Consider the following 22,089-nt stretch of genomic DNA (forward strand, 5'->3'; position numbering starts at 1 on the left):
TCTACGCTCGACCACATGGCCGACGCACCGTACAAGCTGATCCTGCTCCGCCATGGCGAGAGCGACTGGAACGCGAAGAACCTCTTCACCGGTTGGGTGGACGTCAACCTCACCGAGAAGGGCGAGAAGGAGGCGATCCGCGGCGGTGAGCTGCTGAAGGACGCCGGGCTGCTGCCCGACGTGCTGCACACCTCGACGCTGAAGCGGGCCATCCGCACCGCCAACCTGGCGCTGGACGCCGCCGACCGCGCCTGGGTGCCGGTGCACCGCGCCTGGCGGCTCAACGAGCGGCACTACGGCGCGCTCCAGGGCAAGGACAAGGCCGCCACCCTCGCCGAGTTCGGCGAGGAGCAGTTCATGAAGTGGCGCCGCTCCTACGACACCCCGCCGCCGGAGCTGGCGGACGGCGCCGAGTGGTCGCAGAGCGACGACCCGCGCTACGCCGGCATCCCGAGCGAGCTGCGCCCGCGCACCGAGTGCCTCAAGGACGTCGTCGAGCGGATGCTGCCCTACTGGTACGACGGCATCGTGCCGGACCTCAACGCGGGCCGGACGGTGCTGGTGACCGCGCACGGCAACAGCCTGCGCGCGCTGGTCAAGCACCTGGACGGGGTCTCCGACGAGGCGATCGTCGGCCTCAACATCCCGACCGGCATCCCGCTGCTCTACGAGCTGGACGCCGACTACCGCCCCGTCGTCCCCGGCGGTCGTTACCTCGACCCGGAGGCCGCCGAGTCCGCCATCCAGGCGGTCGCGAACCAGGGCAAGAAGTAGCCGGGGAGGTCCCCGGGAGGCGCCCGGAGCCGGCCGAGGGCCCGCTCCGGGCGGGCGCGGGACCGCCGCCCGACGGCCGGGCGTCACCCCCGGCCGGGGGCGGCGCCCGCCGCCGGGCGGCGCTCTTCGTCAGCCGCAGTTGCCGCCGCACTGACAGTTGGAGCCGGACTGGCACCCGCAGCCGCAGCCGGAGCCGCAGCCGCAGGCGCCGAGCAGCGGCAGCCGGCGCCGCTCCTCGGCGGGCGCGGGGGCCGGCGCCGACTCGGACGGGGTGGGTGAGGCAGCCATGGGTGATTCCCCTCCTCGACGGTGTGTTTCCCCTCTCATTGGATGTCCACCGCACCAGGGAGCGTCAACCGCGCACTACCAGCGCGCGGAGGTGAAGCACGCGCGCCCCGGGGCGCGCGTGCCCAGATCCCACCTCAGGCGGTCGCCTCGGGCTCCGGCGTGAACTCGTCGGCGTGCTCCCCGGTCACCAGGAACACCACCCGCCGGGCGATCGACACCGCGTGATCGGCGAACCGCTCGTAGTACCGACCCAGCAGGGTCACGTCCACGGCCGTCTCGATGCCGTGGTTCCACCGGTCGTCCAGCAGGTGGCTGAAGAGCGTCCGGTGCAACGAGTCCATCTCGTCGTCGTCCTGCTCCAGCTGCATCGCCAACTCGACGTCCTTGGTGAGCAGCACCTCCGTGGCCTTGGCCATCAGCCGCTGCGCCAGCTGCCCCATCTCCAGGATGGTCGCCGACAGGTCCCGCGGCACCGCCGAGTCCGGGAACCGCAGCCGGGCCACCTTGGCCACGTGCTGGGCCAGGTCGCCGCACCGCTCCAGGTCCGCGCTCATCCGCAGGCTGGTCACCACGATCCGCAGATCGGTGGCGACCGGCTGCTGCCGCGCCAGCAGCGCGATCGCCGCGTTCTCCAGGTCGCGGTGCATCTCGTCGACCTTGTCATCGCCCTCGATCACCGTCTCGGCGAGCTTCAGGTCGGCGTCCAACATCGCGGTGGTCGCCCGCCCGATCGCCGAGCCGACGAACCGCGCCATCTCGACCAGGCTGTCGCTGATCGCATCCAGTTCCTCGTGATACGCGTCACGCATGACTGTTTCCTTCCTCACCCGACACTCAGGCGCTGTCGTCTGGACCCACGCGGACCAGGCCGGCCCGCCAAGCTCCGGACGACAGGCCCTACGGTCCGCGTCCCAAGTTCTGTTCGGAAAGCAGCCGTTTCCGCCCCGCCAAGTGAACCATCGCTGTCACCAAGGTGAACTCTCCCGGGCGTCCGGACGAGCATCTTCGGTCACCCCTGTGGCACCGGGCCCAAGCCGCATAGCCTGAGGATATGGACGTGAACGCGGCGGTCGCCGCAGTGGCGGCGGTGGCCGGGGTGTGCACCGGCGTGGTCGCCATGCTGGCCTTCCGGCTCAGCGAGCGCGAGCGTACGCGTCCCCTGCGCTCGCCGCTACAGACCGAGCCCAGCCTGCCGCCCGGCGTGGACACCGTGCTCTCGGTGCTCCGCTCGTCGGCCGTGGTGCTGGACGAGAGCGACAGCGTGCTCAAGGCCAGCTCGGCCGCGTACGCGCTGGGCCTGGTCAGGGGCGGCCGGCTGGCCGTCGAGCCGATGCTCAAGATGGCCAGGGACACCCGCAGGGACGGCGAGATCCGGCAGCTGGAGCTGGACCTCCCCCGGCGGGACCGGCCCGGCCGCGCCGACCTGCTGGCGGTCTCCGCCCGCTCCGCGCCGCTCGGCGCCCGGCTGGTGCTGCTGCTGGTCGAGGACCTCACCGAGGCCCGCCGGATCGAGGCGGTCCGGCGCGACTTCGTGGCCAACGTGAGCCACGAGCTGAAGACCCCGGCCGGGGCGCTCTCCCTGCTCTCCGAGGCCGTGCTCGACGCGGCGGACGACCCCGAGACGGTCACCCGCTTCGCCGGCCGGATGCAGAACGAGGCGACCCGGCTGACCAACCTCATCCAGGAGCTGATCGACCTCTCCCGGGTGCAGGACAACGACATGCTCAGCCAGGCCGAGCTGGTCTCGGTGGACGAGCTGGTCACCGAGGCGATCGACCGCTGCCGCCAGCAGGCCGACGGCAAGGGCATCACCATCGCCTCCGGCGGCACCGCCGACCTCTCCGTCTGGGGCAACCGCGGCCAGCTGGCCGCCGCCCTGGGCAACCTGGTCGAGAACGCCGTCAACTACAGCCCGCCGCACACCAGGGTCGCCATCGCCGGCTCCCGGGTGAGCGCGTCCGGCGGCGACCTGATCGAGATCGCCGTCACCGACCAGGGCATCGGCATCCCGGAGACCGACCGGGAGCGGATCTTCGAGCGGTTCTACCGCGTCGACCAGGCCCGTTCCCGCGCCACCGGCGGTACCGGCCTCGGCCTGGCCATCGTCAAGCACGTCGCCGCCTCACACGGCGGCGAGGTGCTGGTCTGGAGCGCCGAGGGCCAGGGCTCCACGTTCACGCTGCGCCTGCCGGAGCCCGGCAGCGCGCGTGAGCGCCATCTGGCTGTCCGCCGCGACCGCGAGGGTCTCGGCGGCACCCTGCACGAACCCGCCGAGTTCCCAGAACAGGCCGATCCCGACTCCGACGTCGGCGGCCAGGCGGGCGACCCACCCACCCGCACCAACGAAACTGCCCGGGAGGTCCTCCCGTGACCCGAGTGCTCGTCGTCGAGGACGAGGAGTCGTTCAGCGACGCGCTGTCGTACATGCTCCGCAAGGAGGGCTTCGAGGTCGCCACGGCGGCCACCGGGCCCGAGGGGCTGGACGAGTTCGAGCGCAACGGCGCCGATCTGGTGTTGCTCGACCTCATGCTGCCCGGGTTGCCCGGCACCGAGGTCTGCCGCCAGCTCCGTGGCCGTTCCAATGTCCCGGTCATCATGGTGACCGCCAAGGACAGTGAGATCGACAAGGTGGTCGGCCTGGAAATAGGAGCCGACGACTACGTCACCAAGCCGTTCTCCTCCCGGGAGCTGGTGGCGCGCATCCGCGCGGTGCTGCGCCGCCGGGGGGAGTCGGAGGAAGAGAGCCCGATCGCCCTGGAGGCCGGCCCGGTCCGGATGGACGTGGACCGGCACGTGGTCACCGTCGCCGGCCGCAAGGTCGACCTGCCGCTGAAGGAGTTCGACCTGCTGGCGATGCTGCTGCGCAACGCCGGCCGGGTGCTCACCCGGATGCAGCTGATCGACCGGGTCTGGGGCGCCGACTACGTGGGCGACACCAAGACCCTGGACGTGCACGTCAAGCGGCTGCGCGCCAAGATCGAGCCGGACCCGGGCGCGCCGCGCTACCTGGTCACGGTCCGGGGGCTCGGCTACAAGTTCGAGCCCTAGGGGTGCGGCCCGGGTCCGGGCCGACACACCAACGCGGTGGGGCGCGTCGCCGACTGGCGACGCGCCCCACCGCGTTGGTCGTGCGCCGCGGACCTCAGTCCTGGGGGGACACGCCGGTGTCCGCGTCGTCGTCCCCGGTGTCCTCCGGGGTGGTGCCGTCGCCCTCCGCGGTCTCCCCGCCGGCCGAAGCCTCCGCGTCCTCGGCGTTCTCGCCGGCGCCCGCGGGGCCATCCTCGGCGTTCTCGCCCTCGGTGCCCGGGCCTTCCGTACCGTCGCCTTCCGCGCCCTCGGTGCCCGCCCCTGGCTCCTCGGCGTTCTCCTCACCAGCGGCGTCGCCCTCGGTGCCGCCGTCGGCCGGCGCCTCCTCGACGATCTCCTCCTCGGCCGGCTCCGGGGCCCAGTCCGCGTAGTACGCGTAGGCGCCGGTGGCCGGCACCACCCGGGCCGAGAGCCCGACCTCGCCGGCCTCGCTGAGCAGGAAGACCAGGTGCTGCGCGTTGCCCAGCCGCACGTCGGCGGCGGTCGCGTCGTCGATCACGGCGGTGGCGTTGCCCGCGCCGCCCAGCGCCACCGAGCCACCGGCCGGCACCGTCACCCGGGTCTCGCCCTCGGCGGGGGTCAGCTCCAGCTGCTGTCCTGGACCGCCCAGGCCGATGGCCTCCAGCGTCTGGTCCTCGGTGCCGTTGTTGATGATCCGGGCGCTGAGCCCGGCCCGGTCCCCGCCCTCCGGCAGGATCAGGTTGACGCTCTGCACCTTGATGTCGTCCACCTGGGCGGACGCGTTGTCCGGCCGGACGTTGCCGGTCTCGGCGTCGAACCCGGCCCCGCAGGCGGTCAGGGCGAACAGCGGGAACGCGAAGAACGCGGCGGCCACGCCGCGTCGAAGTCTGCTGCTCACGGCGGCGGCATCTCCTCGGACGGTCTGGTGATCTACTTCGGCCGCCTCAGGGTACCGAGCCCGTCCCGCGGGCTGACACCCGGGCCGGGTTCGGTGAACTGAAATGGCGATCAAGAGGCTTTCCGTTGATCAATTCTTCGGCTTCCGGGACCGCCACCCGAAGGCATTCTGTCAACCATGACAAAACGGACAGCTTTCCATCTTCGGGGGAACTTCTTTCTTCCGTCCCGTGGGCCCTCGCGTGGAAGTTCTAGGTTTGGCAAACCGGGCCCCGACCTGCGGATACCCGCCGCCGGGGGCCGTCCGAAGCACGTCGCGGGCGCCCTTGTCAACCCCCGAGATGCGGTCTGACCTGCGGAAACGTCATTCAAAGGTGCGTCGCGCCGTGTTAGGATGGAGAGCCACGGAAGGGGTACCTGTCACATGACGTTCAAGGTTGGCGACACCGTGGTCTATCCCCATCACGGCGCCGCGCTGATCGAGGCCATTGAAACTCGCCAGATTAAAGGCGTGGACAAGACTTACCTGGTGCTGAAGGTCGCGCAAGGCGACCTGGAAGTGCGTGTGCCAGCGGAAAACGCCGAACTCGTCGGTGTGCGCGACGTGGTTGGGCAGGACGGCCTGGATCGGGTCTTCGAGGTGCTGCGCGCCCCGTACGCCGAGGAGCCGACCAACTGGTCGCGCCGCTACAAGGCCAATCTTGAGAAGCTGGCCTCCGGCGACGTCATCAAGGTCGCCGAGGTGGTCCGCGACCTGTGGCGCCGCGAGCGCGAGCGCGGTCTTTCCGCAGGTGAGAAGCGCATGCTGGCCAAGGCCCGGCAGATCCTGGTGAGTGAGCTGGCTCTCGCCGAGTCCACCAACGAGGACAAGGCCGAGTCCCTGCTGGACGAGGTGCTCGCTTCCTGAGGCCGCACCCGGTCCCGCCCCGGCCACCGATTCCGGGGCTGGAATCCGCTGGATTCCAGGGCTCCCGACACATTCCACCGTCCAGCCCAACGGGCGGGCACACGCGGCTTTGTTCCGACGGGTCGCGGTACGTTTCCCGGTATTCGCCGTTCCGGTCGCGGCGGACTCCCGGGGCGCCCGCCGAAGCAATCCTGAACGTGTGACGACATAACGTGCTACAGCGCCCGAGGGTATTCCCATGCCACACCGGGCGCTGTAGTCGCGTGTGGAAGGTGTGTGTGCAGTAAGGCCAATCAGCCAGCGTCACACACGCCGCCGGTCAGCTTCCTCCCCGCCATCCCTCCGCATCGCCGGGCCGGGCCCGAAGGTGCCGAGAATGTGCCGGGCCGGTGAAGCTCCGCTCGACTGGTCTGTCACGGAAGGGCCAGTCGTGTGAGCCCGGCACGCTCAGGCCATACCCATCACCGCCCCGAGAACAAACCTGCACGGGTCATCAATGTCAGACGTCACAGCGTTCATCGAAGAGCCGCCGGCGGCCCGCGCCGCCGCGGTGATCCCGGCCGCCGGGCTCGGCCTCCGGCTCGGCCCCGGCGCGCCCAAGGCGCTCCGCCCCATCGGCGGCGTTCCCATGCTGGTCCACGCCGTGCGGGCGATGGCCCGCTCGGGGGCCGTCGGCCTGGTCGTGGTGGTCGCCCCGGCCGAGCGCCTCTCCCTGGTCAGCTCGCTGCTCGCCGAGCATCCGCCGCCGCCCTCGGTCGAGGTGTCGGTGGTCGCCGGGGGCGCGACCAGACAGGAGTCGGTGCGGCTCGGCCTGGCCGCGCTCCCGGCGGACGTCACGGTGGTGCTGGTACACGACGCGGCGCGCCCGCTGGTCCCGGTGGCCACCGTGGACGCGGTCGCCGCGGCCGTCCGGGCCGGTGCCCCGGCCGTGGTGCCGGCGCTGCCGGTCACCGACACCGTGAAGGCGGTCGCCGCGCCGGCCGTCGCCGGCGAGCCGGAGCCGGTGGTCGCCACCCCGGACCGCGCCCTGCTGCGCGCGGTGCAGACCCCGCAGGGCTTCGACCGGGAGACCCTGCTCGCCGCCCACCGGGCCAGCACCTCCGATCTGGCCACCGACGACGCCGGACTGGTGGAGCTGCTGGGCGTCCCGGTCGTGCTGGTGCCCGGGCACGAGGAGGCGTTCAAGGTGACCAGACCCCTGGACCTGCTGCTGGCGGAGGCCCTGCTGGCGCGACGGAGGACCGACGATGACGACTGAGTACCCCGCCGCGCCCCCCGCCGGCGGGCCGCCGCTGCCCCGGGTCGGGATCGGCACCGACGTGCACGCCTTCGAGGCCGGCCGGGAGCTGTGGTGCGCCGGGTTGCACTGGCCGGACGCCGGCTTCGGGCTCGCCGGCCACTCCGACGGCGACGTCGCCGCGCACGCCGCCTGTGACGCGCTCTTCTCCGCCGCCGGGCTCGGCGACCTCGGGCAGCACTTCGGCACCGACCGGCCGGAGTGGGCCGGCGCCTCCGGGGTCGCGCTGCTCGCCGAGGCCACCCGGATCGTGCGGGACGCCGGCTTCGTGGTGGGCAACGTGGCGATCCAGGTGATCGGCGTCCGGCCCAAGATCGGCACCCGGCGGGCCGAGGCCCAGGCGGTGCTCTCGGCGGTGGTCGGCGCACCGGTCTCGGTCTCCGGCACCACCACCGACGGCCTCGGCCTGACCGGCCGTGCCGAGGGGCTGGCCGCGTTGGCCACCGCGCTGCTGCTGCCCAGCGCCGGTTGACCACCCGGGTATGACCCGGGCCGGCGCGCCGGGGTCGCTCCCCGGTGCTTCGCGCGCTCCGGGGTATGACCGTTCCGACGGCCCGCCCGCCGCGGGCCGTCCCCCGCGTGGGCGGGGCGCGTACCCAAGAGCGACCGAAGAAGTACCAGAGCGACCGAAGAAGAAGGTGTCACCGTGGCAGTCAAGCTCCCCGACGCGCTGAAGCGGGTCCTGGACGGCAAGGTCTTCGTCACCATCGCCACCATCCAGCCGGACGGCAGCCCCCAGCTCTCCCCGGTGTGGGCCACGTGGGACGGCGACGAGGTGCTGATCTCCACGACGGTCGACCGGCGCAAGGAGACCAACCTGCGACGCGACCCACGGGTCACGGTGCTGGTGGTCGACCCGGAGCAGCCCTACAGCTACGCCGAGATCCGGGGTGAGGCGTCGCTCACCACCGAGGGCGGGCAGGCGTTGATCGACGAGCTGTCGCTGAAGTACACGGGCAAGCACTACGCGGAGTTCAACCCGGCGTCCGAGCGGGACGCGGAGCGTGTGGTGGTCCGGGTGCGGGCCCGGAAGATCGTGGGGCAGGGGATCGTCTGACCGAGGGCCCGGGGCCCGGCCCGCTGCGCCGCGCCAGGGGGGCGCGGCGCACCACGGGCGCCCACTACTCTTGGGGCGTGACCATTCGCCTGTATGACACCAGCACCCGGCAGATCCGTGACTTCAGCCCGCTCCGGCCGGGCCGCGTCTCGATCTACCTGTGTGGCGCCACGGTGCAGGCACCCCCGCACATCGGCCACATCCGGTCGGGGCTGAACTTCGACATCATGCGCCGCTGGTTCGCCTACCGCGGCTACGACGTCACCTTCGTCCGCAACGTGACGGACATCGACGACAAGATCATCGCCAAGAGCGCCGAGTTCGGCCGCCCCTGGTGGGAGATCGGGTACGAGAACGAGCGGGCCTTCACCGCCGCCTACGACGTGCTCGGCTGCCTGCCGCCCAGCTACGAGCCCCGGGCGACCGGCCATGTGCCGGAGATGATCGAGATGATGCGCGCCCTGATCGGTCGGGGCCACGCCTACCCGGCGGACGGCAACGTCTACTTCGATGTCCGCAGCTACCCGGAGTACCTGCGGCTCTCCAACCAGGAGCTGGACCAGCTGCTCCAGCCCGGTGGCGAGGGCGAGACCGGCAAGCGCGACCCGCGGGACTTCGCCCTCTGGAAGGCGGCCAAGCCCGGCGAGCCCTGCTGGGAGACGCCCTGGGGCCGGGGTCGCCCCGGCTGGCACCTGGAGTGCTCCGCCATGGTGCACAAGTACCTGGGCGAGGCGTTCGACATCCACGGCGGCGGGATCGACCTGGTCTTCCCGCACCACGAGAACGAGATCGCGCAGTCCAAGGCGTACGGCGACGCGTTCGCCAGCTACTGGGTGCACAACGCCTGGCTGACCATCGGCGGCGAGAAGATGAGCAAGTCGCTGGACAACTCCGTGCTGGTCGCCGACATGGTCACGCGCTGGCGGCCGATCGTGCTCCGCTACTACCTGGGCACCCCGCACTACCGCTCGGCGATCGACTACAGCGAGGCGGCGCTCACCGAGGCGGACACCGCCTTCGCGCGGATCGAGGGCTTCCTCCAGCGCGGCATCGAGCAGGTCGGCGAGGTCCCGCCGGCGGACGTCGTCCCGGAGGACTTCGCGGTCGCGATGGACGAGGACTTCGGCGTGCCGCAGGCGCTGGCCGCCGTGCACACCACCGTGCGGCAGGGCAACGCCGCGCTGACCGAGGGCGACAAGGAGTCGCTGATCGCGCTGCTCGGCCAGGTGCGCGCCATGCTCGGCGTGCTGGGTCTCGACCCGCTCGACCCCGTCTGGGGCGGCGGCGCCGACCACGGCGCGGAGCTCTCCGGCGTGGTGGACTCCCTGGTCGGCATCGTGCTCGCCCAGCGGCAGGCGGCGCGGGAGCGCAAGGACTACGGCACCGCCGACGCCATCAGGGACCAGCTGAAGTCGGCCGGGCTGGTCATCGAGGACACCCCCAACGGCCCCCGCTGGGAGCTTGGCTGACCGCCGAGCCCCGGCTCCCACAGAGACACGAGACATCCATGCCAGGCAACAGTTCGCGCCCCAACCGTCGCACCAGCAACAAGAAGGGGCCCCAGATCGGCAGCGGCGGCCAGCGCCGCCGCGGCCTGCGGGGCAAGGGGCCCACCCCGCCCGCCGAGATGCGCACCGGCCACGCCAAGAAGCGCGCCGCCGACATCAAGGCCCGGCAGCAGAACGCCCGCCAGGGCGGCCGGAAGGGCGGCGGCCGGTCCGCCAACGAGCTGGTGGTCGGGCGCAACCCGGTGCTGGAGGCGCTGCGCGCCGGGGTGCCGGCCAGCGCGCTCTACGTGCAGCAGTTCCTGGAGAACGACGACCGGGTGCACGACGCGGTCAAGCTCGCGGTCGCCAGGCCGGGGCTGCACCTGGTCGAGGCGCCCAAGCCGGAGCTGGACCGGATCACCGCCGGCCTCAACCACCAGGGGCTGGCGCTCCAGGTGCCGCCCTACGACTACGCGCACCCCGACGACCTGCTGGACATCGCGGCCCAGGCCGGCGAGGCCCCGCTGATCATGGTGCTGGACGGGGTCACCGACCCGCGGAACCTGGGCGCCGTGGTCCGTTCCACGGCCGCCTTCGGCGGGCACGGCGTGGTGGTGCCCGAGCGCCGGGCGGCCGGCATGACGGCCGCCGCCTGGAAGACCTCGGCCGGCACCGCCGCCACCACCCAGGTGGCCAGGGCCACCAACCTCACCCGCGCGCTCCAGGGCTACCAGCGGGCCGGCCTCACCGTGGTGGGGCTGGCGGCCGACGGCGAGGCCGAGGTGGCCGACCTGGAGGCGTTGGACGGGCCGGTGGCGATCGTGGTGGGCAGCGAGGGCAAGGGCCTGTCCCGGCTGGTGGGGGAGACCTGTGACCTGCGGGTCCGCATCCCGATGCCGGGCGGCGCCGAGTCGCTGAACGCCGGCGTCGCGGCCGGCGTGGTGCTCTACGCGGCGGCCACCCGCCGGGCGTGACCGAACGCTTCGGAAAGCCCCGGACGGCGCACGGCAGTTGACGCGCGCCGTCCGGTAAACCCGTGCGCCTGTGTGGCTTTGACGGGTCGCGGACAGACTTTGTCAGCCAAAGGCAGTGTCTTAAGTCTGTGTCACTCGGTTAGATGAGTGTGGACACCAGAACACTCCGCGGCCGCCCGATGGACGAGCCGGTGCTGAGCATGGTCAAGGTGCCATGCGACCCGGCGCAGGTCGTCGTGAACCACGCCAGCTTCCGGGTGCGGCTCGCCACGCCACCCCCGGTCAGCATCGTCCTGCCCGGGGCCGCCGGCCTGACCGGCGCGGCCGGCGGCAAGCGTCGGCCGTTGGTGTGGAGTGGCCGCAGCGAGCCGGGGGACCGGGCCGCCGGTTCTCTCCTCCAAGCGGTGCGCGCGGCAGGCGAGCCGGGCGCCGCGCTGGCCACCGAGGTGCTGCCCAGGATCGGCGCCGGCGCCCGGGCGGTCGAGCGGGTCGGCACGGTGGTCGCCCCCCGGCCACCGCACTCGGACGAGATCACCCGGCCGCTGCCCACGGTGCCGGCCGGGCCAGGCGACCGCGGCCAGGACACCGGCGAGTTCGCCGCCCGCCTGGAGCCCGGCCCGACGCCGCGCGCCGGACACGGCGGCGGCCGGAGCCGGGCACGCGCCTTCCACCCGGACCGGCGGCTCAGCCTGGGCCTGGTGCTGCTGCCGCTGCGGCTGCTGCTCGGCTTCATGGCCATCTACGCCGGGATGGGCAAGCTCACCGACCCGGTCTACTTCGACGGGGGCGAGCGCGGCTCCCTCTACACCTGGCTGGCCTCCCTGGACCCCTGGGTGGCGGCCGCCCCGCTGCACGACTGGACGCTGGCGCACCCGGTCGGCGCCGGGCTGACCGTCGCCTTCCTGCAGATCGTGGTGGGCGTGCTCACCCTCTTCGGGCTCTGGCAGCGGCTGGCCGCGCTGCTCGGTGCCGCCCTCTCGCTGGCCCTGCTGACCACCGTCAGCTGGCAGCACGGACCGGCGTACGACACCCCCGAGGTGGTGCTCTTCGCCGCCTGGACCCCGCTGGTGATCGCCGGTGCCCCGGTGCACTCGCTGGACGCCAGGCTGGCCTCCGAGGCGTGGCGCCGGCTGGGCCCCCGGGCCCCCCTCGCCCAGCTGCGCCGCCGGGTGCTGCGCCGCGGCGGACTGCTGGCCGCGCTGCTCCTCGGGGTGGCGCTGCTGGTCGGCTCGCTGCTGGGCAGCGCGGTGCGGTCCGCGCAGTTCGCCACCGTGCCGGAGCCCGGCGAGCCGCCGCGGAACCACCTCCCCGGTGAGCCGCTGGTCGACGAGGAGGCGGAGGCCAGGGAGGCCGAGGAGCGGGAGGCCGTCCAGCGGGCCGAGACCGAGCGGCAGCGGGCCGAGGAACGGGCGGCGGAGCAGCGGGCCGAGGAGGAGCGGCCGTCGGCCCCGCCGACCGAGGACCCGACCCAGCCGGCCCAGCCCTCACCCGAGGAGCAGCGGGAGGCGCCCGTCCCCGACCCCGTTCCCGAGCAGCCGCAGGACTCCGTGCCGGCGGCGCCGTCGAGCCCGGAGGACGGCTCGGGCGGCGACCCGGGCACCGGCGGGGTCGAGGAGCCGGGCGGCGAAACCGGTGGCGCCGAGGACGACGGGGGTGATCAGAGCAGCCCCGACCCCCTTGGCGGGCTGCTCGGTTAGGTGGCGTACTCGGCTAGCCGGCCAGGGCCGGTCCCGACCGCCGTCGAGCGGTCTTGGACCGGCAGGCTCCGTGGCGTGCCGGGCCGGCGCGGTTATCTCCGTGGCGGCCCGGCACCCGACCCGCGCAGACTGGGGTGGTGCCCACCGCGTCCGATCACCCCGAGGACTCCCCGCAGCGCCGGGCCCTGCGCCATGTGGCCGCGCGGGCGGTAGGCGGCCCGGTCGATCCGACGTTGCCGCTGACGTTGAACTTTCACCCCGACCGACCGGTGGCCGGCCGGCCGATCCTCCGCCGGATGGCGGAGGACGGCGTCTACGTCTCGCAGTTCGTCACGGGCACCAGCAACGGCGGCCTCACCGCGCACCCCGGCGGCGACCGCTGGCGCTGGGAGAGCCGGATGTTCGGGGCCGCCTACGACCGGGCGCCGGCCCGGCAGCGGCCGGTCTACGGCGGGTTGAACCACCTCCGGCGCTCCGTGGGCGCGGCGCCCCGCTTCGGCTCGGCGCACTTCCGGCTGGCGCCCGAGGTGTTGCCGCGCACCACCTTCTGTTACCCGGACAGCTCCGCCGAGTCCACCACCTTCGGCGTCGCCGACCGCTGCGACCTGGTGCGGCTCGCCCTGGCCGAGGGGCGGCCGGCGCTGGACGGGCACATCGAGGCGCAGGTCCACGGCCCGGTCACGCTGGCCACCGACGTGCGGGCGCTGGTGCTCGACCCCTGCTACCGGGGAACGGCGGTGGCCGAGGCGGCCGCCGCGCTGCCCTGCCCGGTGGAGTGGCATCCGGGGTACCGGCTGGCCACCGCCGAGCTGCGCCGGCACCCGGGGTTCCGGGGCCCGGAGATCGTCGCGCTGGGCTGCGCGATCGCCGAACGGGGCTGGTTGGACCCGCGGATCATCGGCGAAGCGGCGTGCGCCGGGCGGTACGACGGGCAGGCCCTGAAACGACTCTGGCACTGCCTCGTCGCGTTCGGCGCCCCCGACGCCTGAGCCCGGGGAACGGGCGGGCGCGCCCGGCGGGCCTCAGCCCTGGGCGAGCTCCCTGGCCGCCTCGGTGAGATCCTTCGCGGTGTCGATGGCGCGCCAGTAGGCGCCCTGGGAGAGCGGGAAGCCGGCCAGCCGCCGCTCCCTGGCCAGCCGGGGGAAGGTGTGCCGCTCGTGGTCGCCCCGGTCGGGCAGCAGCGCGGTGAACGCGGCGGCGAAGACGTAGACACCGGCGTTGATCAGGTAGGGCGAGGGGGGCGCCTCGATGAAGTCCAGCACATGGCCGAACTCGTCCGTCTCCACCGCGCCCCACGGGATGCGGGGGCGGGCGAGGGCCAGCGTGGCCAGAGCGTCCCGCTCGTTGTGGAACTCGGCCATCTCGCGCAGCGAGAACCGGGTCCAGATGTCGCCGTTGGTGGCGAACCACGGCTCCGTCGGGCGCGGCAGCGCGGCGGCGGCGTACTTCAGGCCACCACCGCGCCCCAGCGGCTCCGACTCCACCACGGTGGTCACCCGCAGCGGCAGGTCGTGTGAGCCGAGCCAGTCCTGGAGCACCTCGGCGAGGTGCCCGCAGGAGATCACCGCGTCGGTCACGCCCTCCGAGGCCAGCCACCGCAGCTGGTGGCCGATGATGGGCTCGCCGGTGCCGGGGATCTCCACCATCGGCTTGGGCCGGTCGTCGGTGTAGGGCCGCAGGCGGGATCCCTGCCCGCCGGCCAGGACCACGGCCTGGGTCGGGCGGGTCGCGTGCTGGTGTGCGCCGTCACTCATGGCCGCAGCCTATGCGCGGCACCGGCGGGGGTGTCAGTTGGCCTGCGCGACCCCGGCGGCGAAGGAGGTGTCGCAGACGGGGCGGGAGTAGCGCTGGGCCCGCTGGGCGCTGCCGTACTTCTCCACCGCGGCCTCGCCGAGGGACTGGGCGATGGTGGCGCAGTGCGGGGCCAGGGACGGGTCGTCGTTGACCGCGGTCTGGAGGGCGGTGAGCGCCACCGCCGGGTCCTCCTGGCGGAGGGTGGTCAGCAGCCGGTCGCGGAGCAGGTCCTGCGGGGTCTGCTCCACCTCCTCGGCGGTGGCCGTGAGCATCTGGACCTCGGAGGGGGGCGCCGCCCAGTCCACCCGGGCGACGGCGAGGGTGCCGGAGAGCACCAGCACGGCTGGCAGGGCGACGGCGAGACTTCGGCCGATGTTGCGAAGTGCCTGGTTCACGGTGTCTTCCTCGCGCTTCCTCGCGAAACGGTGACGCGAAACGATGGGGGCTGGCGGGAACGGATCTCCTCGGGCGCCAAACCGGCCCGCGGCAGCGGGCCTTGTGGTTGGCACGAGCCGAATCGTAGCGAGGTGTGGTGGGTTGATGACATTCCGCCACTCGCGTGGGTGACCCCGTGCTGGGCTTTCCGGTGCGGAGGTTGACGCGGGCGTCACTTCTCGTTGACTTCGGGGGCGGCTCGCCGGCCGATCGGGGTCGCCGCCGGCCCCCGTCGCGGGAACGCGGCGGGGCCGCGCCCCCACCCGTGGTGGGAGACGCGGCCCCGGTCGTCCGGTGTCCGGCGTGCGGTCAGTCGCTGAGCCGCTCGCCGGAGCCGGTGGCGAAGACGTGGGTCTCGCCCGGCTTGGGCTCGACCCGCAGCTTGCTGCCCTTCTCCGGCACGTCGCGGCTGTCCACGCGGATGACCAGGTCCTTGACCTCGCCACCGATCTCGGCGGTGCCGTAGACGTAGGCGTCGGCGCCGGTCTCCTCGACCACGTTGACGGTCACCGCCAGGCCGGCGGCGGCGTTCTCGTCCGCCTTGGCCAGCGCGGCCTCCGAGCCACCCTCCCGGACCACGGCGAAGTGCTCCGGACGGCAGCCGACGACGACGTTGCTGTCGCCCTTGTTCTGTGCCTCGGTGAGCGCGCCGCGCTCGACCGGGACCACGCTGTTGCCGAACTTCACGCCACCGTCGGTGATCGGGACCTCGACCAGGTTCATGGCCGGGGAGCCGATGAAGCCGGCGACGAAGAGGTTGGCGGGCTTGTCGTACATGTTGCGCGGGCTGTCGATCTGCTGGAGCAGACCGTCCTTGAGCACGGCCACCCGGTCGCCCATCGTCATGGCCTCGACCTGGTCGTGGGTGACGTAGACGGTGGTGACACCCAGGCGGCGCTGCAGGCCGGCGATCTGGGTACGGGTCTGGACCCGGAGCTTGGCGTCCAGGTTGGACAGCGGCTCGTCCATCAGGAAGACCTGGGGCTCACGGACGATGGCGCGACCCATCGCGACACGCTGCCGCTGACCACCGGAGAGCGCCTTCGGCTTGCGGTCCAGGTACTCGGTGAGGTCGAGGATCTTGGCGGCTTCCTCGACCTTCGTCCGGATGTCGGTCTTGTTGACGCCGGCGATCTTGAGCGCGAAACCCATGTTCTGGGCGACGGTCATGTGCGGGTACAGCGCGTAGTTCTGGAACACCATCGCGATGTCCCGGTCCTTCGGGGGAAGGTGGGTGACGTCCCGGTCACCGATGTGGATCGAGCCGCCGTTGACGTCCTCAAGCCCGGCGAGCATCCGCAGCGAGGTGGACTTGCCACAGCCGGACGGGCCGACCAGGACCAGGAACTCGCCGTCCTCGATCTGGATGTCGAGCTGGTCGACGGCGGGCGTCTCCGAGCCGGGGTAGACGCGGGTGGCCTTGTCGTACGTGACCGTTGCCATGTCGTGTTGTCTCCTTCTACCGGCAGGAACGTGCCGGACGATCCGAGTAGGAAGGTGTTACGACCATGTGTATGGACGCACGGTGAACCTAACTCGAAAGACATATAAAAGTCAGTACCCACCGGCAAAAAAACCCCAGCTCGTCGACCGGCCCGCGCCCCCTCCCGGCGGACGTGTACGCTGGTGCGGCCGTTACGGCGCCAGAAACGCGTGGGCACCCGCCGCCTTAGCTCAGTTGGCCAGAGCAGCTGTCTTGTAAACAGCAGGTCGTCGGTTCGAATCCGACAGGCGGCTCTCGTCCGCCCCACCCCCACCTCGTGGTTCTCCCGGGGCGCGTTCCCCTCCTCCCCTCCATCCCGGTGGCCCATCCGCCGTCGGCCCGTGCGACCACCCACCTCCCGGCACCGCCGGACGGGTCCGACCGGTGCCCCCCGTGACAGCGGCCGACCGGGGGCGGGACATGTTGACCGAGGCCGTTGCCCGAACATAGAAATGCATGTCTCAACAGGAGCGAACAAGGGATCGCCGATGCACGATGGGTCCTACCTGAACTTCCGGTCGGCGGGTACCGCACTGGTGCTGGACTGTACGGCCGGCGGGCTGCCCCGGGTCGTGCACTGGGGCGCCGACCTCGGCGACCTCGACCAGGACACGCTCGCCGGCCTGGCCCGTGCCGTGGTCCCGCAGATCGCGTCGAACAACGTCGACCTGCCCGTCCCGCTCGCGCTGCTCCCCGAGCACTCCGCCGGCTGGCAGGGCACGCCGGGGCTGACCGGCCACCGGGCCGGCGCGGACTTCTCCACCGCCTTCGCCGTCACCTCGCTCCAGGCCGCGGACCGGGCGCTCACCGTCACCGCCGAGGACGTGGTCGCCGCCCTGGAGCTGCGGCTGGAGATCGAACTGACGGAGAGCGGGCTGGTGCGCCAGCGCGCCCGGCTCACCAGCCTCGCCGAGGACGGCGCCGCGCCGTTCAGCCTCGGCGGGCTGCTGCTGGCGCTGCCGGTGCCCGAGCGGGCCACCGAACTGCTCGACATGACCGGCCGCCACCTGCGCGAGCGCACCCCCCAGCGGCACGCCTTCACCATCGGCACCCACCTGCGGGACAACCGCAAGGGCCGCACCGGCACCGACGCGGTGACCGTGCACATCGCCGGCGAGGCCGGCTTCGGCTTCCAGCGCGGCGAGGTCTGGGGCCTGCACGTGGGCTGGAGCGGCAACCACCGCTCGCTCGCCGAACGCACCCACACCGGGGTCTCCCTGCTGGCCGGCGGCGAGCTGCCGCTCGCCGGTGAGATCGCGCTCGGCCCCGGCGAGTCCTACACCTCCCCCTGGGTCTACGGCTCCTACGGCCGCGGCCTGGACGCGCTGTCCGACCGTTTCCACGACTACCTGCGGGCGCGCCCCAGCCACCCGAGCACCGACCGGCCGGTCACCCTCAACGTCTGGGAGGCCGTCTACTTCGACCACGACCTGCCCAAGCTGAAGGAGCTGGCCGACGCCGCCGCCGAGATCGGCGCCGAGCGGTTCGTCCTGGACGACGGTTGGTTCCGCGGCCGCCGGGACGACCACGCCGGGCTCGGCGACTGGTACGTCGACGAGACGGTCTGGCCGGACGGGCTGCACCCACTGGCCGACTACGTGCGCGGCCTCGGCCTGGAGTTCGGCCTGTGGGTCGAGCCCGAGATGGTCAACGTCAACTCCGACCTGGCCCGCGCCCACCCCGAGTGGATCCTGGCCACCGGGGACCGGCTGCCCCCGGAGTCCCGACACCAGCAGGTGCTGGACCTGGGCCACCCGGAGGCGTACGCCTACCTGCTGGAGCGGCTGGACGCCCTGGTCGGCGAGTACGCGCTGACCTACCTGAAGTGGGACCACAACCGCGACCTGGTGGAGGCCGGGCACAGCCCGAGTGGCCAGGCCGGGGTGCACGCCCAGACGCGCGCCGTCTACCGGCTGCTGGACGAGCTGCGCACGCGCCACCCCGGCCTGGAGATCGAGTCCTGCTCGTCCGGCGGCGGCCGGGTCGACCTCGGCATCCTGGAGCGCACCGACCGGGTGTGGACCAGCGACTGCATCGACGCCCTGGAGCGGCAGCGCATCCAGCGGTGGACCGGGCTGCTGCTGCCGCCCGAGCTGATGGGCGCGCACGTCGGCGCGCCCACGGCGCACACCACCGGACGCACCCACGGGCTGGAGTTCCGCGCCGGCACCGCCCTCTTCGGCCACTTCGGCATCGAGTGGGACCTGACCAGCGCCACGCCGGAGGACCGGGCCGCGCTCGCCGAGTGGATCGAGCTGCACAAGCGGCTGCGGCCGCTGCTGCACACCGGCCGGGTGGTGCGCGAGGACCACCCGGACCCGGCGCTCTGGGTGCACGGCGTGGTCGCCAGGGACGCCGCGCGGGCGGTGTTCGCGCTGGCCCAGGTGGCCACCAGCGTGCAGGCCCCGCCCGGCCGGGTGCGGCTGCCGGGCCTCGACCCGGACGCGGTCTACCGGGTCGCGCCGCTGCCGCCGGCCGACCGGCTCAGGGGGCCGGCCATGGACGCGCTGACCTGGTGGCGGGACGGCGTCACGCTGCCCGGCCGGGTGCTGGGCGAGGTCGGGGTGCGCGCCCCGATCCAGAACCCGGAGCGCCTCGTCCTGCTGGAGGTCACCCGCGTCGACGGCTGACCGGCTCCTTCCCCGACGCGCCCGCCCGGGACCCTGGCCGGTCCCGGGCGGGGCTCCTGCTGCCAGGGCGCGGTGCCCGGCGCGTCGGGGGCCGGGTGGTCAGGGCAGCAGGACCACCTTGCCCACCGTGGCCCGGCTCTCCAGGGCGCGGTGCGCCGCGGCCGCTTCGGCCAGGGGGAACGGCCTGATCAACGGGGTCAGCACGCCGTCGGCCGCCAGCCGCAGCGCCTCGTCCTCCAACTCGGCGAGCCCCTCGGGGCCGCCGATCCGCTCGAAGAGCGCGGGGCCGAGCGCCACCTGGGAGGTGATGCCCAGCGCGGCCAGCTCCGCCGGCGACGGGGTGGCCAGGTCGCCGCCGGCCAGGCCCAGGGAGGCGTTGCCGTAGGCCACCTGGCCGCCGCCCGGGGCGAGCAGCCGGATCGCGGCGTGGGCGCGTTCGCCGCCGACGCCCTCGAAGAGGTGGCGCGCCGGCCGGTCGCCGAGGGCGGCGCGCACCGTGTCGGCCCAGTCCGGCCGGTCGTAGTCGACGGCCAGGTCGGCGCCGAGCCGCCGCACCACCTCGACCTTGGCGGGGCCGCCGGCCGCGCCGACCACGGTGGCCCCCCGGTGCTTGGCGTACTGGACCAACAGCGAGCCGATCCCGCCGGCGGCGGCCAGCACCAGCACCGTGTCGCCGGGCTCGACGGTGGCGAACCTGAGCAGTCCCATGGTCATCCGGCCGGTGCCGAGGACGGCGACCGCATGGCTCTCGGGCAGGTGGTCGGGCAGCCGGTGCAGCCGCGACACGTCGGTGACGGCGCGTTCGGCGTAGCCGCCGGGGGCCATGCCGAGGTGCGCGGAGACCCGCTGGCCGAGCCAGCCGGGGTCCACGCCCTCGCCCAGCGACTCGACGGTGCCGGCGACCTCCCGGCCGGGGATGGTGGGCAGCTCGACGGGGCGCCAGACGCCGCCGGGCGTCACACCCTGCCGGAGCGCGGTGTCCACCAGGTGGACACCGGCGGCGGCCACCGCGATCCGGACCTGGCCTGGCCCGGGCACCGGGGTCTCGGTGCGCTGGTAGGTCAGGTTCTCCGGTGGGCCGAAGGCGTGCAGTCGGACGGCGTACATGCGGACCTCGATTCGTGGCCGGTGGCCGGTGGCTGACCGGCTCCGACACGCTGGGGATGGTGGGCGCGCCCAGCGTCTTACCTCAAGTCGACTTGAGGTCAAGGGGTGCCGTCGCTGGTCAGGGCCGAGTGTCAGTGCCGGCCGGCAGGATGGCGGTCATGGTGAGCAGAGGCGGTGCTGGCGCGAGGGGCAGGCGCGACGTGGTGCGGGGGCCCCAGCGGCCCCAGCTCGCGTTGCCGGCGGAGCCGGAGGTCTTCGCCGACGCGGCGGGCCTCGGGGCCGAGGAGGACTATGACGGGATCGAGTTCGTCTCGCGGGACTTCACCGGGGGCCGGGCCCCGGGGGCGAGCTTCCTGGACTGCGCGCTGCGCGGCTGCGTGCTCGACCGGGCGGAGCTGCGCGGGGCGCGGCTGCTGGACAGCCTGCTCCAGGAGGTGCGCGCGGTCGGGGTCGAGCTGTTCGACGCCGAGCTGCGGGACGTGGAAATCAGCGACGCCCGGCTGGGCGGCGCGCAGTGCGGCGGGGCGTCGCTCACCCGGGTGCTGGTGCGCGGCGGCAAGCTCGACTACCTGAACCTGCGTCAGGCGCGGCTGGTGGACGTCACCTTCGAGGGCTGCGTGCTGGTGGAGCCGGACTTCGCGGGGGCCAGGCTGGAGCGGGTCTCGTTCGACGACTGCGAGCTGCGGGCGCCCGATCTCACCGGGGCCACCCTGCGGGACGTGGACCTGCGGGGGGTCTCCTCGTTCGAACCGGGGCGTGGCGTCGACCGGTTGGCCGGGGCGGTGATCAGCCCGGGGCAGCTCGTCGAGCTGGCCCCGCTGCTGGCCGCCCAGTTGGGGGTGCGGGTGCTGCCCCGGGAGTAGCCGCGGTGGGTGCGGTGCGGTGCGGGGCCGGCGGGCGGCCCCGCCGCCACCGGCGGCCGGCGGACGCGGCGGGGCGGGGCGGAGCGGCCGTACGCTCCGGTTCCTGGTTTCTGGCCGGTTCCTGGCCGGTCCCTCGGGGTCGACCGGGCGTCGGGCGTCCGCGGCGGTGCCGAGGACGCCCGGCCGTCCGTCATCCGTGGTCGCGGCGTGGGTGGTCGCCCGGCTGGCCGCCCAGGGCGTGGGGCTGGCCGCCGACCTGGGCGCCGCCCGGGACCGGCTGCTGCTGGCCGGCCTCGCCGAAGGGCTGGCCGAAGCGGGCGTCGCCCGCCGGCTGGTGGGCGCCCTCAGCGCCCGGGGCGACCAGGTCCTGGCGCGGCGGGGGCGGGGGGACCGGGCCGCCCCGGCGGTGCTGGCCTCCCGAGCCCGGCTGATGCCCGAGCCACCTGCGGAAGACCGTCGCGGTCGGCCGCACCGCCGGCGGGCCGAGCAGGACCAGCACGGCGGTGACCACCGCCGCGCCCAGGGTGGCGCCGGCCAGCACGTCGTGCGGGTAGTGCACGCCGACGGCCACCCGCAGCAGCGCGCCGAGCGCGGCCAGCGGCAGCGTGACCGCGGCCAGCCGGGGCAGCAGCACGGCCAGGCCGACGCCGAGGGCGACGGCCAACGTCGAGTGGTTGCTGGGGAAGGACCAGTCGCCCACCGGGGGGCACTCGGCCAGCGCGTTGGCGCCCGGCACGGCGCGGCACGGCCGCTCCTCCTCGATCAGCACCTTCAGGGTCTCGCTGAGCCCGTAGGCGGCCAGCATCCCGAATCCCACCACGATGGCGCCGGCCGCGCGGGCCGCGTTCCCCGCGCGCAGCGCGGTCCACCACACCCACAGCAGGATCAGGCCGAGCAGCACCAGGGTGCCCTCGGTGGCGATCTCCAGGGAGTGCCCGAACCACGAGGGGGTGTCGGCAACCCATTCGGTGATCGACTGGTAGCCGTCGACCGAGGCGCCGCCCACCACCCAGACCGGCTCGCCGTCCCCGAGCCCACCGGGCGAGAGCCAGAGGAACACCCCCACGCCCAGCACCAACGAGGCCACGGCGATCAACAGCCGACGGCTGGTCCCGCCGAATTCAGGATCTGTTTCCATGGTAGTTGAACGTAGGCCATCTGACGGTCATCTGCCCACGTGGGAAGGCGGGATGCGGCCCCCCGCCTCGGGGGCGGCGGCTGACGGTGCCTCGGCTGTCCGAAAACCGCCGGCCGGCCACCCGCTTGTCCCGGGGCGGCGCCACCGGGGTCGTCCGGGCGCCCTGCGCGCTGGCGACGGTCGGCCGGGCCGGCCGGCACGCTCCAGCGCTGG

General features: G+C 73.5%; 21 protein-coding genes and 1 tRNA gene. 14 read left to right on the top strand and 8 right to left on the bottom strand.

Translation table 11 applies throughout. From position 1 onward, the window contains the following. Window positions 1-15 precede the first annotated feature (15 nt). Window positions 16-774, top strand: a complete 759-nt coding sequence (locus RM844_RS14830) for a phosphoglyceromutase (protein ID WP_311667649.1) — start codon at window positions 16-18, stop codon at window positions 772-774. A 129-nt stretch (window positions 775-903) separates the two neighbouring features. Here the strand turns inward: RM844_RS14830 and RM844_RS14835 are convergent, their stop codons facing one another. Then, a complete protein-coding gene (locus RM844_RS14835; RefSeq protein ID WP_311667650.1) occupies window positions 904-1,062 on the bottom strand; it encodes a hypothetical protein in 159 nt (52 codons plus the stop codon). Between the two features lie 134 nt (window positions 1,063-1,196). Beyond that, a complete protein-coding gene (gene phoU / locus RM844_RS14840; protein ID WP_311667651.1) occupies window positions 1,197-1,871 on the bottom strand; it encodes a phosphate signaling complex protein PhoU in 675 nt (224 codons plus the stop codon). A gap of 242 nt (window positions 1,872-2,113) precedes the next feature. Between phoU and RM844_RS14845 the strand changes: the two genes are divergently transcribed. Together RM844_RS14845 and RM844_RS14850 are read left to right on the top strand one after the other, a co-directional pair. Beyond that, window positions 2,114-3,433, top strand: coding sequence for a sensor histidine kinase (locus RM844_RS14845; RefSeq protein ID WP_311667652.1), 1,320 nt, complete (start codon window positions 2,114-2,116; stop codon window positions 3,431-3,433). Then, window positions 3,430-4,110 (top strand): response regulator transcription factor, encoded by a 681-nt coding sequence (locus tag RM844_RS14850; protein ID WP_097233174.1) that lies wholly within the window; start codon window positions 3,430-3,432, stop codon window positions 4,108-4,110. The genes RM844_RS14845 and RM844_RS14850 overlap by 4 nt, the downstream gene beginning before the upstream one ends. Window positions 4,111-4,204: 94 nt before the next feature. On the opposite strand, the gene RM844_RS14855 is transcribed toward RM844_RS14850, so the two are convergent. Beyond that, window positions 4,205-5,008: a DUF461 domain-containing protein gene (locus tag RM844_RS14855; RefSeq protein ID WP_311667653.1), complete on the bottom strand. Its 804-nt coding sequence runs from the start codon at window positions 5,006-5,008 to the stop codon at window positions 4,205-4,207. Between the two features lie 423 nt (window positions 5,009-5,431). Here RM844_RS14855 and RM844_RS14860 point away from each other — a divergent pair, with 423 nt between their 5' ends. The 8 genes from RM844_RS14860 to RM844_RS14895 all read left to right on the top strand — a co-directional run bounded on the left by RM844_RS14860 (window position 5,432) and on the right by RM844_RS14895 (window position 13,415). Further along, entirely contained in the window at window positions 5,432-5,914 is a 483-nt protein-coding gene (locus RM844_RS14860; RefSeq protein ID WP_097233172.1) for a CarD family transcriptional regulator, read from the top strand. 496 nt (window positions 5,915-6,410) lie between these two features. After that, window positions 6,411-7,172, top strand: a complete 762-nt coding sequence (gene ispD, locus RM844_RS14865) for a 2-C-methyl-D-erythritol 4-phosphate cytidylyltransferase (protein ID WP_311667654.1) — start codon at window positions 6,411-6,413, stop codon at window positions 7,170-7,172. Then, complete coding sequence (gene ispF, locus RM844_RS14870; RefSeq protein ID WP_311667655.1) at window positions 7,162-7,683, top strand: 2-C-methyl-D-erythritol 2,4-cyclodiphosphate synthase; 522 nt, start codon at window positions 7,162-7,164, stop codon at window positions 7,681-7,683. Before ispD ends, ispF begins: the two co-directional genes overlap by 11 nt. Before the next feature lie 174 nt (window positions 7,684-7,857). Further along, window positions 7,858-8,268 carry a PPOX class F420-dependent oxidoreductase gene (locus RM844_RS14875; RefSeq protein ID WP_311667656.1) on the top strand — a complete coding sequence of 137 codons (411 nt, stop codon included), beginning with the start codon at window positions 7,858-7,860 and terminating at the stop codon, window positions 8,266-8,268. 77 nt (window positions 8,269-8,345) lie between these two features. Further along, complete coding sequence (gene cysS / locus RM844_RS14880) at window positions 8,346-9,737, top strand: cysteine--tRNA ligase (protein ID WP_311667657.1); 1,392 nt, start codon at window positions 8,346-8,348, stop codon at window positions 9,735-9,737. A 38-nt stretch (window positions 9,738-9,775) separates the two neighbouring features. Continuing rightward, window positions 9,776-10,729 (top strand): 23S rRNA (guanosine(2251)-2'-O)-methyltransferase RlmB, encoded by a 954-nt coding sequence (rlmB, locus tag RM844_RS14885; protein WP_311667658.1) that lies wholly within the window; start codon window positions 9,776-9,778, stop codon window positions 10,727-10,729. 143 nt (window positions 10,730-10,872) lie between these two features. Further along, window positions 10,873-12,426 carry a DoxX family membrane protein gene (locus RM844_RS14890; protein WP_311667659.1) on the top strand — a complete coding sequence of 518 codons (1,554 nt, stop codon included), beginning with the start codon at window positions 10,873-10,875 and terminating at the stop codon, window positions 12,424-12,426. A 137-nt stretch (window positions 12,427-12,563) separates the two neighbouring features. Continuing rightward, complete coding sequence (locus RM844_RS14895) at window positions 12,564-13,415, top strand: DUF3626 domain-containing protein (RefSeq protein ID WP_311667660.1); 852 nt, start codon at window positions 12,564-12,566, stop codon at window positions 13,413-13,415. A 33-nt stretch (window positions 13,416-13,448) separates the two neighbouring features. On the opposite strand, the gene RM844_RS14900 is transcribed toward RM844_RS14895, so the two are convergent. The 3 genes from RM844_RS14900 to RM844_RS14910 all read right to left on the bottom strand — a co-directional run bounded on the left by RM844_RS14900 (window position 13,449) and on the right by RM844_RS14910 (window position 16,098). Further along, window positions 13,449-14,180 (bottom strand): nucleotidyltransferase family protein, encoded by a 732-nt coding sequence (locus tag RM844_RS14900; RefSeq protein ID WP_311667661.1) that lies wholly within the window; start codon window positions 14,178-14,180, stop codon window positions 13,449-13,451. A gap of 33 nt (window positions 14,181-14,213) precedes the next feature. Beyond that, entirely contained in the window at window positions 14,214-14,615 is a 402-nt protein-coding gene (locus tag RM844_RS14905; RefSeq protein WP_311667662.1) for a hypothetical protein, read from the bottom strand. Between the two features lie 349 nt (window positions 14,616-14,964). After that, entirely contained in the window at window positions 14,965-16,098 is a 1,134-nt protein-coding gene (locus tag RM844_RS14910) for an ABC transporter ATP-binding protein (RefSeq protein WP_311667663.1), read from the bottom strand. Between the two features lie 220 nt (window positions 16,099-16,318). Between RM844_RS14910 and RM844_RS14915 the strand changes: the two genes are divergently transcribed. Together RM844_RS14915 and RM844_RS14920 are read left to right on the top strand one after the other, a co-directional pair. Then, window positions 16,319-16,392, top strand: a tRNA-Thr gene (locus RM844_RS14915). A gap of 234 nt (window positions 16,393-16,626) precedes the next feature. Then, window positions 16,627-18,768: an alpha-galactosidase gene (locus tag RM844_RS14920; protein ID WP_311667664.1), complete on the top strand. Its 2,142-nt coding sequence runs from the start codon at window positions 16,627-16,629 to the stop codon at window positions 18,766-18,768. Window positions 18,769-18,867: 99 nt separating this feature from the next. Here the strand turns inward: RM844_RS14920 and RM844_RS14925 are convergent, their stop codons facing one another. Then, complete coding sequence (locus tag RM844_RS14925) at window positions 18,868-19,875, bottom strand: zinc-binding dehydrogenase (protein WP_311667665.1); 1,008 nt, start codon at window positions 19,873-19,875, stop codon at window positions 18,868-18,870. 158 nt (window positions 19,876-20,033) lie between these two features. On the opposite strand from RM844_RS14925, the gene RM844_RS14930 reads away from it, so the two are divergent. Next, entirely contained in the window at window positions 20,034-20,738 is a 705-nt protein-coding gene (locus RM844_RS14930; protein ID WP_394814509.1) for a pentapeptide repeat-containing protein, read from the top strand. A gap of 190 nt (window positions 20,739-20,928) precedes the next feature. On the opposite strand, the gene RM844_RS14935 is transcribed toward RM844_RS14930, so the two are convergent. Continuing rightward, window positions 20,929-21,876: a phosphatase PAP2 family protein gene (locus RM844_RS14935; RefSeq protein WP_311667667.1), complete on the bottom strand. Its 948-nt coding sequence runs from the start codon at window positions 21,874-21,876 to the stop codon at window positions 20,929-20,931. Window positions 21,877-22,089 lie beyond the last annotated feature (213 nt).

It is taken from the genome of Streptomyces chisholmiae (genome assembly GCF_031845445.1).
In the GTDB taxonomy this organism is placed as follows: domain Bacteria; phylum Actinomycetota; class Actinomycetes; order Streptomycetales; family Streptomycetaceae; genus Streptomyces; species Streptomyces chisholmiae.

Excerpts from the sequence above, each read along its gene's own strand:
- RM844_RS14845 (WP_311667652.1), top strand. The coding sequence starts at position 2,114 with ATGGACGTGAACGCGGCGGTCGCCGCAGTGGCGGCGGTGGCCGGGGTG.
- ispF (WP_311667655.1), top strand. The coding sequence starts at position 7,162 with ATGACGACTGAGTACCCCGCCGCGCCCCCCGCCGGCGGGCCGCCGCTG.
- ispD (WP_311667654.1), top strand. The coding sequence starts at position 6,411 with ATGTCAGACGTCACAGCGTTCATCGAAGAGCCGCCGGCGGCCCGCGCC.
- RM844_RS14910 (WP_311667663.1), bottom strand. The coding sequence starts at position 16,098 with ATGGCAACGGTCACGTACGACAAGGCCACCCGCGTCTACCCCGGCTCG.
- rlmB (WP_311667658.1), top strand. The coding sequence starts at position 9,776 with ATGCCAGGCAACAGTTCGCGCCCCAACCGTCGCACCAGCAACAAGAAG.
- RM844_RS14925 (WP_311667665.1), bottom strand. The coding sequence starts at position 19,875 with ATGTACGCCGTCCGACTGCACGCCTTCGGCCCACCGGAGAACCTGACC.
- RM844_RS14900 (WP_311667661.1), bottom strand. The coding sequence starts at position 14,180 with ATGAGTGACGGCGCACACCAGCACGCGACCCGCCCGACCCAGGCCGTG.
- RM844_RS14835 (WP_311667650.1), bottom strand. The coding sequence starts at position 1,062 with ATGGCTGCCTCACCCACCCCGTCCGAGTCGGCGCCGGCCCCCGCGCCC.
- phoU (WP_311667651.1), bottom strand. The coding sequence starts at position 1,871 with ATGCGTGACGCGTATCACGAGGAACTGGATGCGATCAGCGACAGCCTG.
- RM844_RS14890 (WP_311667659.1), top strand. The coding sequence starts at position 10,873 with ATGAGTGTGGACACCAGAACACTCCGCGGCCGCCCGATGGACGAGCCG.
- RM844_RS14830 (WP_311667649.1), top strand. The coding sequence starts at position 16 with ATGGCCGACGCACCGTACAAGCTGATCCTGCTCCGCCATGGCGAGAGC.
- RM844_RS14920 (WP_311667664.1), top strand. The coding sequence starts at position 16,627 with ATGCACGATGGGTCCTACCTGAACTTCCGGTCGGCGGGTACCGCACTG.
- RM844_RS14935 (WP_311667667.1), bottom strand. The coding sequence starts at position 21,876 with ATGGAAACAGATCCTGAATTCGGCGGGACCAGCCGTCGGCTGTTGATC.
- RM844_RS14860 (WP_097233172.1), top strand. The coding sequence starts at position 5,432 with ATGACGTTCAAGGTTGGCGACACCGTGGTCTATCCCCATCACGGCGCC.
- RM844_RS14930 (WP_394814509.1), top strand. The coding sequence starts at position 20,034 with ATGGTGAGCAGAGGCGGTGCTGGCGCGAGGGGCAGGCGCGACGTGGTG.